The sequence below is a fragment of the Cellulomonas algicola genome, assembly GCF_003851725.1.
Lineage (GTDB): Bacteria > Actinomycetota > Actinomycetes > Actinomycetales > Cellulomonadaceae > Cellulomonas > Cellulomonas algicola.
The window spans coordinates 1-16,236 of sequence record NZ_BHYL01000051.1 but is presented as its reverse complement, the minus strand read 5'-3'; the positions used below and the strand labels follow the sequence as shown (position 1 = coordinate 16,236).

Annotated in this window: 17 protein-coding genes and 1 pseudogene; 7 read left to right on the top strand and 11 right to left on the bottom strand. The window is 74.3% G+C overall.

Annotated elements, in window-relative coordinates; translation table 11 throughout:
* Positions 1-44: 44 nt before the first annotated feature.
* The 5 genes from CTKZ_RS03770 to CTKZ_RS03750 form a co-directional block, all read right to left on the bottom strand.
* The gene (locus CTKZ_RS03770; RefSeq protein ID WP_124341685.1) at positions 45-857 is read right to left on the bottom strand and encodes an ABC transporter permease; all 813 of its coding nucleotides are present in this window, start codon (positions 855-857) and stop codon (positions 45-47) included.
* A gap of 4 nt (positions 858-861) precedes the next feature.
* Positions 862-1,908 carry an ABC transporter ATP-binding protein gene (locus CTKZ_RS03765; protein WP_124341684.1) on the bottom strand — a complete coding sequence of 349 codons (1,047 nt, stop codon included), beginning with the start codon at positions 1,906-1,908 and terminating at the stop codon, positions 862-864.
* A gap of 184 nt (positions 1,909-2,092) precedes the next feature.
* A complete protein-coding gene (locus tag CTKZ_RS03760) occupies positions 2,093-2,854 on the bottom strand; it encodes a hypothetical protein (RefSeq protein ID WP_124341683.1) in 762 nt (253 codons plus the stop codon).
* Entirely contained in the window at positions 2,851-3,762 is a 912-nt protein-coding gene (locus tag CTKZ_RS03755; RefSeq protein WP_124341682.1) for an ATP-binding cassette domain-containing protein, read from the bottom strand. The genes CTKZ_RS03760 and CTKZ_RS03755 overlap by 4 nt, the downstream gene beginning before the upstream one ends.
* Complete coding sequence (locus tag CTKZ_RS03750; protein ID WP_124341681.1) at positions 3,759-4,160, bottom strand: GntR family transcriptional regulator; 402 nt, start codon at positions 4,158-4,160, stop codon at positions 3,759-3,761. The genes CTKZ_RS03755 and CTKZ_RS03750 overlap by 4 nt, the downstream gene beginning before the upstream one ends.
* A 166-nt stretch (positions 4,161-4,326) precedes the next feature.
* Here CTKZ_RS03750 and CTKZ_RS03745 point away from each other — a divergent pair, with 166 nt between their 5' ends.
* Genes CTKZ_RS03745 through CTKZ_RS03735 form a run of 3 tightly spaced genes read left to right on the top strand, consistent with a single transcriptional unit; the run spans position 4,327 to position 7,269 of the window.
* Positions 4,327-6,576, top strand: a complete 2,250-nt coding sequence (locus CTKZ_RS03745) for an LLM class flavin-dependent oxidoreductase (protein ID WP_124341680.1) — start codon at positions 4,327-4,329, stop codon at positions 6,574-6,576.
* A gap of 43 nt (positions 6,577-6,619) precedes the next feature.
* Positions 6,620-6,859, top strand: a complete 240-nt coding sequence (locus CTKZ_RS03740) for a FitA-like ribbon-helix-helix domain-containing protein (protein ID WP_124341679.1) — start codon at positions 6,620-6,622, stop codon at positions 6,857-6,859.
* Positions 6,856-7,269, top strand: coding sequence for a PIN domain-containing protein (locus CTKZ_RS03735; RefSeq protein WP_124341678.1), 414 nt, complete (start codon positions 6,856-6,858; stop codon positions 7,267-7,269). Before CTKZ_RS03740 ends, CTKZ_RS03735 begins: the two co-directional genes overlap by 4 nt.
* A 227-nt stretch (positions 7,270-7,496) precedes the next feature.
* Here the strand turns inward: CTKZ_RS03735 and CTKZ_RS03730 are convergent, their stop codons facing one another.
* Together CTKZ_RS03730 and CTKZ_RS03725 are read right to left on the bottom strand one after the other, a co-directional pair.
* Entirely contained in the window at positions 7,497-8,555 is a 1,059-nt protein-coding gene (locus tag CTKZ_RS03730) for an aspartate-semialdehyde dehydrogenase (RefSeq protein ID WP_124341677.1), read from the bottom strand.
* Entirely contained in the window at positions 8,552-9,835 is a 1,284-nt protein-coding gene (locus CTKZ_RS03725; RefSeq protein WP_124341676.1) for an aspartate kinase, read from the bottom strand. Before CTKZ_RS03725 ends, CTKZ_RS03730 begins: the two co-directional genes overlap by 4 nt.
* Positions 9,836-10,238: 403 nt before the next feature.
* On the opposite strand from CTKZ_RS03725, the gene CTKZ_RS03720 reads away from it, so the two are divergent.
* The 4 genes from CTKZ_RS03720 to CTKZ_RS21385 all read left to right on the top strand — a co-directional run bounded on the left by CTKZ_RS03720 (position 10,239) and on the right by CTKZ_RS21385 (position 14,080).
* Complete coding sequence (locus CTKZ_RS03720) at positions 10,239-11,537, top strand: cellulose-binding domain-containing protein (protein WP_124341675.1); 1,299 nt, start codon at positions 10,239-10,241, stop codon at positions 11,535-11,537.
* Positions 11,538-11,752: 215 nt separating this feature from the next.
* Positions 11,753-12,793 (top strand): ABC transporter ATP-binding protein, encoded by a 1,041-nt coding sequence (locus CTKZ_RS03715; RefSeq protein ID WP_124341674.1) that lies wholly within the window; start codon positions 11,753-11,755, stop codon positions 12,791-12,793.
* Complete coding sequence (locus CTKZ_RS03710; protein ID WP_124341673.1) at positions 12,790-13,911, top strand: ABC transporter permease; 1,122 nt, start codon at positions 12,790-12,792, stop codon at positions 13,909-13,911. The genes CTKZ_RS03715 and CTKZ_RS03710 overlap by 4 nt, the downstream gene beginning before the upstream one ends.
* 22 nt (positions 13,912-13,933) lie before the next feature.
* The gene (locus tag CTKZ_RS21385) at positions 13,934-14,080 is read left to right on the top strand and encodes a hypothetical protein (protein ID WP_160142820.1); all 147 of its coding nucleotides are present in this window, start codon (positions 13,934-13,936) and stop codon (positions 14,078-14,080) included.
* A gap of 51 nt (positions 14,081-14,131) precedes the next feature.
* Here CTKZ_RS21385 and CTKZ_RS03705 read toward each other — a convergent pair whose 3' ends face one another.
* The 4 genes and pseudogenes from CTKZ_RS03705 to CTKZ_RS03690 form a co-directional block, all read right to left on the bottom strand.
* On the bottom strand, positions 14,132-14,710 hold the full coding sequence (locus tag CTKZ_RS03705) for a DUF5063 domain-containing protein (protein ID WP_124341672.1): 579 nt from the start codon (positions 14,708-14,710) through the stop codon (positions 14,132-14,134).
* A 37-nt stretch (positions 14,711-14,747) separates the two neighbouring features.
* Positions 14,748-15,347 carry a recombination mediator RecR gene (gene recR / locus CTKZ_RS03700; RefSeq protein WP_124341671.1) on the bottom strand — a complete coding sequence of 200 codons (600 nt, stop codon included), beginning with the start codon at positions 15,345-15,347 and terminating at the stop codon, positions 14,748-14,750.
* 47 nt (positions 15,348-15,394) lie between these two features.
* Positions 15,395-15,802: a VOC family protein gene (locus CTKZ_RS03695; RefSeq protein ID WP_124341670.1), complete on the bottom strand. Its 408-nt coding sequence runs from the start codon at positions 15,800-15,802 to the stop codon at positions 15,395-15,397.
* Positions 15,799-16,236, bottom strand: a pseudogene (locus CTKZ_RS03690) (DNA polymerase III subunit gamma and tau); the annotation flags it as partial. The pseudogene CTKZ_RS03690 and the gene CTKZ_RS03695, both read right to left, overlap by 4 nt.

The window sequence follows — 16,236 nt, the reverse complement described above, 5'->3', positions numbered from 1 at the left end:
CCCCGGGGGGCCGTCGCGCTCCCCCTCCGGGAGCAGTCACACGGTCACGACCAGCGGAACAGCCGCGCCGCGAGCGGGATCCCGACCAGCGCCCACCCGGCGAGCGCGAGCAGCTCGACGCCCGGGAACGGCTGCCCGAACCACGCGGCCGACATCGCCTGCGCCGCCGCGCCCAGCGGCGTGAACTGCGCGATGGTCTGCACGACGTCGGGCATGAGCGGCAGCGGCAACCACACGCCCGCGAAGAACAGGGACATGAAGTAGACGGTCGCGCCGATGCCGTTCGCCGCCGGGCCGGTCGGGGCGACCGCCGCGATGAGCGAGCCCACCGCGAACGCCGCGAGCACCGACAGCACGAACGCACCGACGACCAGCAGCGGCTGCGTGGGCGCCTCCACGCCCACCACGGCCACGCCGAGCACGAACGCGAGCACCGCCGCCACGAGCAGGGCCGCGAGGTTCACCGCGACCTGCGCGACCAGGACGCGTGTCGGCGGGACCGGTGTGGTCGACAGCCGGCGCAGGACGCCGCGCTGACGGTACGTCGCGATCGTCGTCGGGAACGTCGTGAAGGCGACCGTGCCGACCGCGAGCGCGAGCACCGTCGGCGTGTAGCCGGTGATCGCGGTGAACTGCGACAGGATCGGGTCGTCGACGTCGAACGGCTGGTCCGCCCACGGCATCACCAGGCCGAGGACCGTGAGCAGGAGCCCGGGGAAGACGATCGCGAAGAACGCGTTCGAGGGGTCCCGCAGGAACAGGCGCCCCTCCGTGAGGGTGAGGCGGCGCAGGGCGCGCGCGGCCGACGGGCGGCGCGGGGCGACCGCGCGGGCGGGGGCGGTGGTCGTCGTGGACATGGCCTCAGTTCTCCCGGTTCTTCGCGCGGCGCGCGGCCGTCGCGGTGGTGGCGGACGGGCCGGCGTCCTGCGACGCGCGACCGGTGAGGGCGACGAACGCGTCCTCGAGCGAGCCCTGCTCCAGGTGCAGGCCGACCGGGCGGATGCCGTGCTGGTGGAGCGCGACGAGCACGTCCTGCACGACGTTGTCGGTGCCGCGCACCTCGACGGTGCCGTCGGCGGGGGCGGTCGCGGTGGCGGTCGCGTCGGCGGCGGTCGCGTCGGCGGCGGTCGCGTCGGTGGTCGCGCCGGTCGTCGTCGCGACGTGCGTGACGGTCGGCGTGCGGTCGAGCAGCCCGGCGGGCATCGGCGCCGACGGGCGGAACCGCAGCACCTGCTCGGCCGTGGCGCGCGCGGCGAGAGCGGCGGGCGTGCCCGTCGCGACGACCCGGCCCGCGTCGATGAGCGCGATCCGGTCGCAGAGCCGCTCGGCCTCCTCCATGAGGTGCGTGACCAGCACGATCGTCACGCCGCGCTGCCGGATCGCGTCGACGACGCCCCACGTCTCGCGACGGGCGTGCGGGTCGAGGCCCGTCGTGAGCTCGTCCAGGATCGCGATCTCCGGGTTGCCGACCAGCGCGAGCGCGACGGACAGGCGCTGCTTCTGACCGCCCGACAGGTTCTGGAACCGCGTGCCCGCCTTCTCGGTCAGGCCCAGGTCGGTGATGAGCGAGGCCGGGTCGGCCGGGTCCTCGTAGAACGACGCGTACAGGTCGAGCGCTTCGCGGACGGTGATGCGGGGCGGCAGCTCGCTCTCCTGGAGCTGGAGGCCGACGCGCTCGTGCAGGCGGCGGGCGTCGCGGCGCGGGTCGAGGCCCAGGACGCGGACGGCGCCCGCGTCGGCGTGGCGCAGGCCGCCGACGATCTCGACGGTCGTCGTCTTGCCGGCGCCGTTGCGGCCGAGGATCCCGAAGATCTCGCCGGGCTGGACGTGCAGGGAGACGTCGTCGACGGCGACGTTGCGGCCGTAGGTCTTGCGCAGGTGCTCGACCTCGATCACGGGGGTGGGCATGGTGCTCCTCCTGGGTCGGTGCTCGACGGGTGGGCCTCGAGCGGCCGTCGGGCCGGTGCGAGGGTGTGCGGTGCCGCGGGAGCGGCGTGCGGGCCGTCCCGTGGTGCGCGGAGAAGGTGCGGGTGGTGCGGATGCCCGGCGGTCGGTGCGCCGGTGCGGGTCAGGTCAGCTGGTGCGGGTCAGGTCAGCTGGTGCGGACGGGCACGTCGGCGGTCCGGACGAGCCGGTCGACGACGAACGCCATGACGGCGACGAGCACGAGGCTCGCGGCGACGGCCACGGGCGTCGTCACGCCGTTCCCGCCGAACCAGGTCTCGGTGGGGATGGGCCCGGCGTCGGCGGCGAAGAACGCGGACACGAGCAGGATCGGGCCGGCCGTGAACGGCAGCAGGAGCGTCCCCCACCAGCCGCCGGTGCGCAGGTAGACGATGCCGACGAGCAGCCCCGACACGTACGTCACGAAGTAGGTGAGCAGCGAGGCGGGGATGAACGTCTCCGGCCCGGCGCCCGCCGAGAGGTCGTCGAAGAACTGCCACTGCCACCCGGCGGCGTCGAAGACCGCGCGCTCCACCAGGAGCAGCAGCGAGAAGACGCCCCCGTAGAGCACGGCCGTGGCGGCCGCCGCGACGAGCGACCCGCGGACCAGGCTGCGGCGGGTCAGCCCCGTCGCGACGTGGATCGGGAAGTACGTCGTGGTGACGATGATGAACACCGAGAACGGGAACCAGATGGCGCCCTGCCGCGTGAACGCGACGATGCTGTTGTGCAGGTCGCCGACGTTGGTGACGATCACGATCACGGCCGCGACGACCACGACGGCGATGCCCCAGAACCACGCGGCGAGGTAGACCTGCGTGCGCAGCAGCCAGCGGGCGGTGAGCCACGTCTGGTTCTCGACGTGGCCGGCCCGGGCCTTCGCCGGGAGGGCGGGCGTGGCGGCGGTCATCGGGACTCCTGGGCGGTGAGGACGTCGGCGGTCTCGCCGGCGCCGCGGTCGGTCAGGTGGACGAACAGGTCCTGCAGCCCGACGACGCCGAGCTCGAGGCCGGCCGCACGGGCGCGGACGTCGTCGTCGGGCTGCGTGCCGATGACCGTGGCCTGCGCGGTGCGGCCCAGGGTCTGGCGCGCGACGACGCGGCGGCCGACGACGAACGCGTCGACGGCGTCGGCGGGACCGGTGACGGTGAGCCCCTGCTCGCGCAGGGTCGTCGCGTCGTCGGCGGCGATGACCCGACCCTTGTCGATGACGACGACGTCCTCGAGCAGCCGCTCGACCTCGCCGATCAGGTGGCTCGACAGGACGATCGTGCGTGGGTGCTCGATCCAGTCGGCGAGCAGCGCGTCGTAGAACGCGTACCGCGCCGGGGCGTCCATGCCGAGGTGCACCTCGTCGAGCAGCGTGAGCGGTGCGCGCGTCGCGATGCCGACGACGACGCCGAACGCCGAGCGCTGGCCGCGGCTCATGCGGTCGGGACGCTTCTCGGGGTCGAGCTCGAAGCGGTCGAGCAGCGCCTCCGCCGCCTCCCGGTCGAAGTGCGGGCGGCGGTCCGCGAGGAACGCGAGGTTCTCCTTGATGGCCTCGTCGAGGACGACGTCGCCGCTCTCGCGGATCAGGCACGTGCCGCCCATGATCCGCGGGTTCTCCCACGGGTCCTCGCCGTCGACCAGGATCGTCCCGCCGTTGCGGCGACGGAACGCGGCGAGCACCGACAGGAACGTCGTCTTGCCGGAGCCGTTGCGCCCGAGCAGCCCGGTGATCGCGCCGGGGCGGAGGTCGAAGGACACCGCGTCGAGCGCGGTCGTCGTGCCGTAGCGGGCGGTGAGGTCGCGGACCTCGACGCCGAAGCCGGTCATCGGGCACCTGCCTGGGGGGTGTCGGTGGTGGGCTGCGCGGCGGTGGCCGCGCGCTCGCGGAGGCGGGCGACGACCTCGTCCACGTCGATGCCCAGCAGGCGGGCCTGCTCGAGCACCGGGTCGACGACGTCGGCGAAGAACGTGTCGCGGCGCTCGGCGCGCAGCTTCTCGCGGGCACCGGGGGCGACGAACATGCCGACCCCGCGGCGCTTGTAGAGGACGCCCTCGTCGACCAGCTCGGCGAACGCCTTGGCGGCGGTGGCCGGGTTGATGCGGAAGGTCGTCGCGTACTGCGTCGTGGACATGACCTGCTCCTCGGCCTCGAGGGCGCCGCTGAGGACGTCCTGACGGATCTGGTCGGCGATCTGGACGTACAGGGGTTCACGGCCGTCGAACATGCGGCTGCTCCTGTCGTCGTGAAGTTCCTTGGTTCATTACTCGACTAATGAACCACAGAACCACGCTGCGCCACAAGAGGACCCGGGAAGGTCCGGGGTGGTTCGCTCGTTGCGGCAGGTGCGGCCCGGCGTCCCGGCGTCGCATGACCGACGACGACGAGGACCCATGCCCGACTACGGCCACGAGCTCACCTTCGGCACCTTCATCACCCCGACGAACGCCGACCCCCAGGTCCCGGTCTCGCTCGCCGTGCTCACCGAGGAGGTCGGGCTCGACCTCGTGACGTTCCAGGACCACCCGTACCAGCCGCGCTTCCTCGACACCTGGACGCTGCTCTCCTACGTCGCCGCCCGGACCATGCGCGTGCACCTCGCGGGCAACGTGCTCAACCTGCCGCTGCGGCAGCCCGCCGTGCTCGCGCGTGCCGTCGCGTCGCTCGACCTGCTGTCCGGCGGTCGCGCCGAGCTCGGGCTCGGCGCCGGGGCGTTCTGGGACGCGATGGTCGGGATGGGCGTGCCGCGCCTCACGCCGGGCCAGGGCGTCGACGCGCTGTCCGAGGCGATCGACGTGATCCGCGGACTGTGGGACACGTCGTCGCGGTCCCCCCTGCGCGCCGGCGGGACGTACCACTCCGTCGACGGCGCCAAGCGCGGGCCGGCGCCCGTGCACGACGCCGGGATCTGGCTCGGCGCGTACAAGCCGCGCATGCTGCGGCTCGTCGCCGAGAAGGCCGACGGGTGGCTGCCGTCCGAGGGGTACATGGAGCCCGGCGACCTGGCGCGGGGGAACGCGTCGATCGACGCCGCCGCCACGGCGGCCGGGCGCGACCCGCGGGAGATCCGACGGCTGCTCAACCTGTCCCCCGGCTCCGGGTCGCTCACCGGGTCGACGTCCGCGTGGGTCGACGCGCTGGTCGCGCTCGCGGTCGACGACGGGGTCGGGACGTTCATCCTCGGCACCGACGACCCGTCCGTCATCGAGACGTTCGGCACCGAGGTCGCTCCCGCGGTGCGTGAGCGGGTGGCCGCCGAGCGCGGGGTCGCCGGCACGGTGACCGGGCCCGTCCGGTCGGCCGCCGCGCTCGCGAAGCGCGTCGACGGGATCGACTACGACGCGGTGCCCGCGGGGGTCGAGGCCGTCGAGCCCGGCGACCGCCGGTACGCCGAGGTGCGGTCGACGTACATGCGCCGGGGTGCGCCAGGCCTGGTCCTGCGGCCGTCGACGACCGCGGAGGTCGCATCGGCGTTGGCGTACGCGCGGGGGCAGCGCGGGCCGCTCGCCATGCGGTCCGGGGGCCACGGCATCTCCGGGCGGTCGACCAACGACGGCGGCGTGGTGCTCGACCTGTCGCGGCTCGCGTCCGTCGAGGTGCTCGACGAGGCGACGCGGCGGGTGCGGGTCGGCGCCGGGGCCACGTGGGGAGCCGTCGCGTCGGCCATCGCGCGCCGCGGGTGGGCCATCTCGTCGGGCGACTACGGCGGCGTGGGCGTCGGTGGGCTCGCGACGACCGGCGGCATCGGGCTGCTCGGGCGGCTGCACGGGCTGACGATCGACCACGTCCTCGCGTACGAGGTGGTGCTGGCCGACGGGTCGGTGCACGTCGTGTCTGCTTCTGCCGAACCGGATCTCTTCTGGGGCCTGCGCGGCGCGGGCGGCAACCTCGGCGTCGTGACGGCGGTCGAGATCGAGGCGTCGGAGGTGCCCGACGTGGTGTTCGCGCAGATGGTCTTCGACGCGACCGACCCGGCCGCGCTCGTGTCCCGCTGGGGCGCCCTGGTGCAGGACGCGCCGCGCGAGCTCACGTCGTTCCTGCACCTGTCCGCGGGTGGCCGCGACCGCGGGCCGATGGCGCAGGCCATGACGGTGTGGGCGTCGTCCGACACGGCGGCTGCGGTGGAGGTCCTGGAGCCGATGCTCGACGTCGCGCCCGTCCTCCAGCAGCGCGCCCAGGTCACGCCGTACGCGGGGATCATCGGCCCGGTGTCCAAGCACCACGACGGCGGCGCCCCGCCCGTGTCACGCTCCGGACTGCTCCCCCGGATGACCGACGCGGCGGGGGCGGCGCTCGGCGACCTGCTGCTGAGCGGCGAGGCGTCGCTCCTCCAGCTCCGCGCGACCGGAGGTGCGGTGCACGACGTCGACGCGTCCGCGACCGCCTACGCCCACCGTGCGCAGGAGTTCTCGGTGACGTCGTTCGCCGGACGCCTCGACCGCAGCGGCCTCGACGACGCGTGGGACCGCCTCGCCTACCCGCACATGGACGGCCTCTACCTGTCCTTCGAGACCGACCCGCGCCCCGAGCGCCTGCTCGACGCGTTCCCGCCCGCGACCCTCGACCGCCTCCGCGCGCTCAAGCGCACGTACGACCCGGACCACGTCTTCGACCAGAACTTCCCCATCGACCCCGCGGGCTGACCGCCGTCGCTAGCATTGCTAGCAGCTGTCGGAAGGGGCGACCATGTCGACCGTCACCGTGCGACACCTCGACCCCGAGGTGCAGAAGCGGCTGAAGCTGCGCGCGGCCCGCAACGGCCGCTCGATGGAGGCCGAGGCGCGCGCCATCCTGAGCGCCGCCGTGGCGTCCGACGACCTCGCGAGCGACTGGCTGCGCATGTCCGAGGGCTTCCGCGGCGACGACCTGCCTCTGCCCGAGCGCAGCGCGCCGCGCGACGTCGACGTCGACGTCGACGTCACGTGATCGTCCTCGACACGAACGTCCTGTCCGAGCCGCTGCGAGCCGCGCCGGACGAGCGCGTCCTCGCGTGGCTAGCCGCCGTCGACGAGCCCGTGGCGATCACCGCGGTGAGCGTCGGCGAGCTGGTCGTCGGCGTCGGACATCTTCCGGAGGGCCGTCGCCGGACCGGGCTGGCCGCCGCCATCGAGGCCCTGCTGGCCACGCACGCGTCCGGCGTCCTGGCGTACGACGCCGCGGCTGCGCGCCGCTACGCCGTCCTGCGGGAGCGCCGCCGGGTCGACGGAAGGCCGCTGAGCGTCGAGGACGGGACGATCGCCGCCGTCACCGCCGTGCACGGCGCGACGCTGGCGACCCGCAACACCGGCGACTTCGTCGGCCTCGACGTCCCGCTCGTCGACCCCTGGACACCCTGACAGGCCTCACCTCGCGCTCGGCGACGCACATGACCTGGGGCCGTCACCCGCCCGACGCCGCCGGCGACCGCCGACCCGGGTCTCGGTACCGCTCCGACAGGCGGAGCGGTGACCATGCCCGGGTCGCCGGCGAGACGCGGGCACGAACACAACATGGCGCGCGGTCCGGGGGTCCGAAGCGCGCGCCATGTTGTGGTCGGCGGCCGGGTGGCCGTCGGACCCACAGGTCAGGCGGGGGTGGTCGCCGTCAGACGGGCCGCCACCAGCTCCGCGATCTGGACGGCGTTGAGCGCGGCGCCCTTGCGGAGGTTGTCGTTGCTGACGAACAGGGCCAGGCCGCGACCCTCCGGAGCGCCCTCGTCCTGGCGGATGCGGCCGACCAGGCTCGGGTCGGCGCCCGCGGCGGCGAGCGGCGTCGGGACGTCGTCGAGCTGGACCCCGGGCGCGGACGCCAGGAGCTCGCGGGCGCGCTCGGGCGTGAGCGGCCGCTCGAACTCCGCGTTGATCGACAGGGAGTGGCCCGTGAACACCGGGACGCGCACGCACGTGCCCGACACCAGCAGGTCGGGGATGCCGAGGATCTTGCGGGACTCGTGGCGGAGCTTCTGCTCCTCGTCGGTCTCGTACGAGCCGTCGTCCTGGATCGAGCCGGCCAGCGGGATGACGTCGAACGCGATCGTCCGCGGGAACTTCTCCGCCGCCGGGAACTCGACGGCCGAGCCGTCGTGCGTCAGCGCCGCGATGTCCTGCGACGCCGCCGCCCGGATCTGCCCCGCCAGCTCGGCGACGCCCGCGAGACCCGCACCGGACACGGCCTGGTAGGTCGAGACGACCAGGCGGCGCAGGCCGGCCTCCTCGTGCAGCACCTTGAGGACCGGCATCGCGGCCATCGTGGTGCAGTTCGGGTTGGCGATGATGCCCTTGACGGTCTCGTCGAGCGCGCCCGGGTTGACCTCGGACACGACCAGCGGCACCTCGGGGTCCCGACGCCACGCGGACGAGTTGTCGATGACGACCGCACCGGCCGCCGCGAACCGTGGTGCGTGCTCCTTCGACGTGCCGCCGCCGGCGGAGAAGATCGCGATGTCGATGCCGGACAGGTCGGCGACGGCCACGTCCTCGACCACCACGTCGGCGCCGCGCCACGGCAGCGTCGTGCCGGCGGAGCGCGCCGACGCGAAGTAGCGGATCGTCCCGACGGGGAAGTCCCGCTCGTCGAGCAGGCGCCGCAGGACGCTCCCGACCTGGCCGGTCGCCCCGACCACCGCCACGGTGAGCCCGCTCATCGTCCCGTCCCTCCGTACACGACTGCCTCCTGCTGGTCCGCGTCCAGGTCGAACGCCGTGTGGACCGCGCGCACCGCGTCGTCCAGGCTGTCGGCCCGCGTGACCACGGAGATCCGGATCTCCGAGGTCGAGATCATCTCGATGTTGATGCCGGCGTCCGACAGGGCCGCGAACAGCTTCGCGGAGACGCCGGGGTGCGACTTCATGCCCGCGCCGATGAGCGAGAGCTTGCCGATCGTGTCGTCGTACTGCAGCGACGTGAAGCCGATGTCGGGCTGGTGCTCGGACAGCGCGGCGGTCGCGGTCGCGCCGTCGGACGCGGGCAGCGTGAACGAGATGTCCGTGAGGCCCGTCGCGGCGACGGACACGTTCTGGACGATCATGTCGATATTCACGCCGGACCCGGCGACGACCTGGAAGATCCGGGCGGCCTTGCCGGGCACGTCGGGCACGCCGACGACGGTGATCTTGGCCTCGGAGCGGTCGTGCGCGACGCCCGCGATGATCGGCTGTTCCACTGCTGCTCCCTCGGGGCTGTCAGGCGCCGGCTCGTTCGTCACGAGCGTGCCGGTGTGGGTCGAGAAGGACGAACGGACGTGCACCGGGACGCCGTACCGGCGCGCGTACTCGACGCACCGCAGGACGAGGACCTTCGCGCCGCTGGCGGCGAGCTCGAGCATCTCGTCGTAGGAGACGCGGTCGAGCTTGCGCGCCGCGGGGACGATGCGCGGGTCCGCCGAGAAGACGCCGTCGACGTCGGTGTAGATCTCGCAGACGTCGGCGCCGAGGCCCGCCGCGAGCGCGACGGCCGTCGTGTCCGAGCCGCCGCGACCGAGCGTCGTGACGTCGTTCGTGTCGGACGTGACGCCCTGGAAGCCCGCGACGATCGCGACCTGGCCGCGCTCGATCGTTTCCCGGATGCGGTGCGGGACGACGTCGACGATGCGCGCCCGGCCGTGCACGGCGTCCGTGATGACGCCCGCCTGCTGGCCGGTGAACGACTTGGCCTTCACGCCGAGGTTGTTGATCGCCATCGCGAGCAGCGACATCGAGATGCGCTCACCCGCGGTGAGGAGGATGTCCATCTCCCGCGACGGGGGCAGCGGGGTGATCTGCTGGGCGAGGTCGATGAGCTCGTCCGTCGTGTCGCCCATGGCCGAGACCACGACGACGATGTCGTCACCCGCTCGCTTGGCCGCCGCGATCCGCTTGGCGACCCTCTTGATGCTGGCGGCGTCCGCTACGGACGATCCGCCGAACTTCTGCACGACAAGTGCCACGTGCCTGCTCCATCTGTCGCCGGCCTCCGTCTCTCTCAACGGCCCGCCGGGTTCCTGGGGTTCGCCGGAGCGTAGACACGCGGCCGGTCCCGCGGCAAACCCGTTCCACCCCTCGGCGCGCACGACGTCGACACGCTCGCGTGGAGGTTCTGTCGCGCAGGGTGCAACAGAGCTTCCACGCGACGGCAGCCGCGGAGGGCGTGCGGCTCGCGCTACGCGGACCGGTCGCGGGTATCGAAGATGGGCGCACGGACGAGGTGAAGCGTTTGAGGGGGTGACGGGCGGGGCGCGGGGCGCGGGAGGCTTCCCGGCGACGCAGCAGGGGGCGCCGCGGACGGTCGCGCGCCACGGTCGACGCGAGGACGCGGCGGCCGCCGCAGGGCGGCGTCGGAGAGGACCGGACATGTCCATCGCAGTCGTGCGCGGCCGGGGCCGGCTGGTGCTCGCCGCGCTCGTCGTCGCGCTCCTCGCGGTCGTCGGGACGCTCGTCGCGCAGGCGTCGCGCGCGTCGGGGGCGGTCGCCGCGTGCGCCGTCACCTGGACGAACAACACGTGGCCCGGCGGGTTCACGGCCGACGTCCGGCTCACGACCGGCACGCCCCTGACGTCGTGGACCCTCACGTGGACGTGGCCGGGTGCCCAGCAGGTGACGTCGGCGTGGAACGCCACCGTGACGTCCGAGGGCAGCCGCGTCACCGCGCGCAACGCGGCCTGGAACGGCAACGTCCCGTCGGGCGGCACCGCGTCGTTCGGCCTGCAGGGGTCCTGGTCGGGTGCGAACACGGCACCGACCGACTTCGCCGTCAACGGCATCCCGTGCGACGGGCGTCCGACGACACCGCCGACGCCCACCGTCACCCCCACGCCGACCGTGACCCCGACGCCGACCGTCACTCCGACGCCGACGCCGACGCCGACGCCGACGGTCGAGCCGACCCCGACCCCCACGCCCACCGTCGAGCCGACCCCGACCCCCACGCCCACCGTCGAGCCGACGCCGACGCCCACCCCGACCGCTGTCGGCTGCGGCAGCGCGGTGTTCTGCGACGGCCTCGAGTCGCAGACGTCGACGACGCCGTCGGGATCGTGGAGCGTCGTCACGCCCGACTGCTCGGGCCAGGGCCGCGTCGAGGTGGACTCGTCGATCGCGCACTCGGGCAGCCGGTCGCTCAAGGTCGTCGGCGCCGCGGGCTACTGCAACCACGTCTTCGCGAGGGCGGCGGCGGACCTCAGCGGGCTGTCGCAGGTGTGGCTGCGGTACTGGGTGCGGCACACGACGGCCCTGCCGACGTCGCACACGACGTTCCTCGCGATGCGCGACGCGGGGGACGGCAACCGTGACCTGCGCATGGGCGGCCAGAACGGCGCGCTGCAGTGGAACCGGGCGTCCGACGACGCGACGCTGCCCGAGCAGTCGCCCAACGGCGTCGCGCTGAGCCGGCCGCTGCCGACGTCGTCGTGGCACTGCGTCGAGGTGCAGGTCGACCGCGCCGGACGGCTCGCGACATGGCTCGACGGCACCGCGGTGACCGGGCTGACGGCGGACGGCACGCCGACGCACGACGTCGACGGGCAGTGGTACCGGACGGCCTGGGCACCACGCCCGACGGACCTGCGGCTCGGCTGGGAGAGCTACGGCGAGGGCGCGGACACGCTGTGGTTCGACGACGTGGCCGTCGCGGGCTCCCGCCTGGGCTGCTGAGACCCCCCCACGCACGGAGGGGGACGACGACCCCGCCAGGACGATCGCCGCGGACGAGGCAGCGGGCGTCAGGGCGGGGTCGTCCCGCGCGTGCCGTCGACGAGGGCCGCCCCGGCGGTCCAGGTCGGCGGGCGTCCGGGTGACGGTCGACGACCTGCACCGTTCCTCCACCCGAACCGACGCGCGCCGTCGAGGGCCGGTCCTACGGTGGCGGCATGACGAGCGCGGTCGACGACGACACCCCCGGCGACGGTCCGCCGCCACCACCGCCCGCGGGCGCACCGGCCCCGGCCTCGACGCCGCCCCCGGCGGGCACCGACGGGATCGTCGTCGAGGGTCTGCGGCGTGCGTTCGGGACCGTCCAGGCGCTCGACGGCGTCGACCTGCGCGCCCGGGCCGGCGCGGTCACGGCGCTCGTCGGGCCGAACGGCTCGGGCAAGACCACCCTGCTGCTCGTCCTGGCGGGCCTGCTGGTGCCCGACGAGGGGCGCGTGCTCGTCGCCGGGCACGACCCCGTCGCCGACGGACCCGGCGCACGCGCCCGGACCGGCTGGATGCCCGACGCGTTCGGCACGTGGGACTCCCTGACGGCGCGCGAGGTCCTCGGCACGTTCGCGGCGGCCTACCGGCTGCCGAAGGCGCAGGCCGACGCGCGCGTCACCGACCTGCTCGCGACGGTGCACCTGTCGGAGTTCGCCGACCGGCCCGCGAGCGTCCTGTCCCGCGGGCAGAAGCAGCGCCTCGGCCTCGCGCGGGCGCTCGTGCACGACCCGCAGGTCCTGCTGCTCGACGAGCCCGCGAGCGGCCTCGACCCGCGCTCGCGCGTCGACCTGCGGCTGCTGCTGCGACGCCTCGCCGACGAGGGCCGCACGGTGCTCGTGTCGAGCCACGTGCTCTCGGAGCTCGAGGAGATGGCCGACGACGCGGTCTTCCTGTCGAAGGGCCGCACGGTCGTCGACTCGTGGTCCGCCGACGCCACCGCGACGACCACGCGCACGTTCCACCTCAAGGCCCTCGCGGCCGGCCCGCTCGCCGCGTGGCTCGCGACCGCCGGCGTCACGTGGCGCCCCGACGGCCCGACCGTCGAGACCGCGCCCGACCGGCCAACGGGCGTCCTGGTCGACGTGACCGACGACGCCGACGCCGCCCGCGTCCTGCGCGCCGCCGTCTCCGCGGGGGTCGACGTCGCGTCGTACGCACCCGTCGTCGGCCGGCTCGAGCAGGCCTACCTGGACCTCGAGGAGGAGCGCCGATGAGCGTCACCCCCGTCGACCTCGACGACGCCGCCGACACCACCCCGCCGCCCGTGCCGTCGGGGCCTCGCTCCGCGACCTGGGGACTCACGTGGCACGGCGTGCGGACCGTCGCCGCGCTCGAGCTGCGCCAGCGGGTCAGGTCGACCCGGTGGGTCGTCGCGCTCGTCGTCTGGTTCCTCGTCGTCGGCGCGCTGACGATCCTCGTCACGGGCGCCATCGGGACAATCGACGAGGAGGGGCTGGAGCGCGGCGCGATCGCGTTCGGCGCCGTCATGATGCTCGTGCTCGGCCTCGGTCTGCTCGTCACGCCGACGCTCACGTCCACCGCGATCAACGGCGACCGTGCCGCCGGAACCCTCGCGACGCTGCAGGTCACGCTCCTGACGCCGGCCGAGATCGCCGCCGGCAAGCTGCTCGCCGCGTGGGCCGCCGCGTGCGCGTTCCTCGTCGCGAGCATCCCGTTCCTCGTGCTCACGCTGTTCCTCGGCGACACTCCCCCGACGTCCCTGCTCGGCGGGCTGCTGCTCGTCGCGCTGCTGCTCGCGACCGTCTGCGGGATGGGCCTCGGCTGGTCGGCGCTCGTGTCGCGCACCGCCGGGTCGACCGTCCTCACGTTCGTCACCGTCGCCGCGCTCACCGTCTTCACGCCGATGCTGTTCGGGCTCACGCTGCCCGTGGTCACGACCACCGAGGACGTGCGCGTCTACGGGGTGCCGCCGCAGGAGGTCACGTCCTCGCTCATGGAGTGCGAGGAGTTCACGCAGCGGTCCGAGGTCATGCACACCGAGCGGACGTGGTGGCTGCTCGGCGCGAACCCGTTCGTGATCGTCGCCGACGCCGTCCCCGCGACGACGGACACGGCCGTGCCGCCGTCCGAGCCGCTCGGCGCGATACGCGAGGGCGTCCGCGACCTCCGCGACGGGCCGCCGCCCGTCGAGGACTGGTGCTGGATCGACGACGCCAGCCCGGCGAACTCGACCGCCAGCCACAACACCGCACCCGTGTGGCCGTTCGGCCTCGCGCTGCACGTGCTGCTCGGCGCCGCCGGCTTCGTCGTCGCCGTCCGCCGCCTACGCGTCCCGCAGCACCACCTGGCCCGCGGCACCCGCGTCGCCTGACCCCCCGACCGGAGGATCACCCGTGCTCGTCACCGGGGACGACGAGGCGACCCTGGTCGCGGTCGCGGGCACCGTCGCCCGCCACCCCGGCGTGCCCGACGGCGTGTACGCACGCGTCACCGACGACGAGGCGGACATGGGCACGGGGAGGCGCGTCGAGGTCGCCTGACGACCATCAGTCGCCTGACGACCGCCAGCCCGGAGCGGGGCGACCTGAGCGTCAGGACTGGAGGGCGTCGTACTCCGCCTCGGCGGCGACGTCGTCGTCGACGTCCAGACGCAGGTGCGCGAGCATCGTCTGGATGACGCGCAGCAGGCCCGACGCGCGCTCGCCCCAGTCCGACAGGTACGAGAACTGCCACCACCAGAGCGCCTCGGTGACCGAGCCCGCCTCGTAGTGCCGCAGCCCTTGCGCGAGCGCCTGCGCGATCGCGACCAGGTCGCCCGACACCGACGACTGCTCGAGCTCGGGCGTCACAAGCGGGTCGACGACCTCGGCGTACTCGTCGATGCCCTCGAACACGTTCGCGAGCGCAGCGCGCAGCGGGTCGACGTCCGGGTCCGGGCCGCGGTCCGGCTCGAAGCGCTCCGCCGGCACGACGTCCGTCGTCGCGCCCAGCCGCGCCCCCACCGCGAGCACGTCCGACACCGCGAGCAGCAGCAGCGGCAGCGTCGCCTCGGGCGTCGTGCCCGCCGCGACCTCCGTGACCGTCGTCAGGTAGCTGCGGGACTCGTCCGCGACCGCACGCGCCAGGTCCAGCAGGTCGGCGTCCGCCGTCGTCGCCTTCACGGTGTCCATCACTTCCCCCGTCCTCGCGTCCCGTCGCCGGGCCACGTCAGGCGCTGATGCGCCGCCGTCCCTCGAACGCCCGGCCGAGCGTGACCTCGTCCGCGTACTCCAGGTCCCCGCCGACCGGCAGGCCCGACGCGAGCCGGCTCACCGTGAGCCCCATCGGCACCAGCAGGCGCGCCAGGTACGTCGCGGTCGCCTCGCCCTCGACGTTCGGGTCCGTCGCGAGGATCACCTCGGTCACCGTGCCGTCGGCCAGCCGCGTCATGAGCTGCGCGATGCGCAGGTCGTCCGGGCCGACCCCCGCGATCGGGTTGATGGCGCCGCCGAGCACGTGGTACTTCCCGCGGAACTCGCGGGTCCGCTCGATCGCGACGACGTCCTTCGGCTCCTCGACCACGCACAGCGTCGTCGGCGAGCGGCGCGGGTCACGGCAGATGCGGCACTGGTCCTCCTGCGCGACGTTGCCGCAGATCTCGCAGAACCGGACCCGGCGCTTGACCTCGACGAGCGCGTCCGACAGCCGGCGCACGTCGGCCGGGTCCGCCGCGAGGATGTGGAACGCGATGCGCTGAGCGCTCTTGGGACCGACGCCGGGCAGCCGCCCGAGCTCGTCGATCAGGTCCTGGACCGCGCCCTCGTACACGCGGCCCAGCCTACGGTGTGGCGGGCGCGCCCCGGTGGTGCCGCAGGTCACGCGTCGCCGCGCGCCACGACCTCCACCTCGAACCCGTCGCGGTCCTCCAGGTACGCCACGTAGTGCGCCGGACCGCCGGCAAACGGGTGCCGGTCGGCGAACAGGAGCGTCCAGCCGTGCGACGGTGCAGCCGCCACGAGCCGGTCGATGTCGGCGCGCGAGCCGCCGTGGAACGCCAGGTGGTTGACGCCCGGCCGGCGACGCTCGTGCGCCGCTGCCACGACGTCCGGCCCCGACTCCAGCACGACGTACGAACCGTCCGGCGCGGTCCAGCTCCGGCCGTCACGCCACGTGTCGCGCGGCACGAACCCCATCGCGCCGAGCAGCCAGTCCCACGACGGGCCCGACGACGCCACGTCGCGGCACCAGACCTCGACATGGTGCAGCGACCCGCGCGCGCTCACCCCTGGGGGTCGTCGAACTGCTCGTCGATGACGGTCCCGCCCAGCAGCTGCGCGACCAGCGGCGCGCCGACCAGCGACGACGACGTGATGTCCGGGTCGTCCGGCGACGGCTCGTCGACCTCGTGCCGCGCGGCCGACCGGGCCGCCGACTCGCGCGCCGCCGCCGCCATCCCGCGCTCACGCGCCGACGGGGCCACGTCCGGCGGAGATTCGGGCAGCCCGGGCTCGCCCGGGTCGTCGTCCGGGGGCTCCGGGAGCGGCGCGTCGTCGTCCCACGAGGCCGCGGCCTCCGCGGCGCTCACGACACCGCGCGGCACCGGGACGGGAGCGGGCGGTGCCGCGACCGCCGTCGCCACGCCGGCCGCACCAGCGCCGGCCGACGGGCCGCCCTGGGCGTCACCCGACGCCGACCCGCCGTCCACGCCGCCGGGACC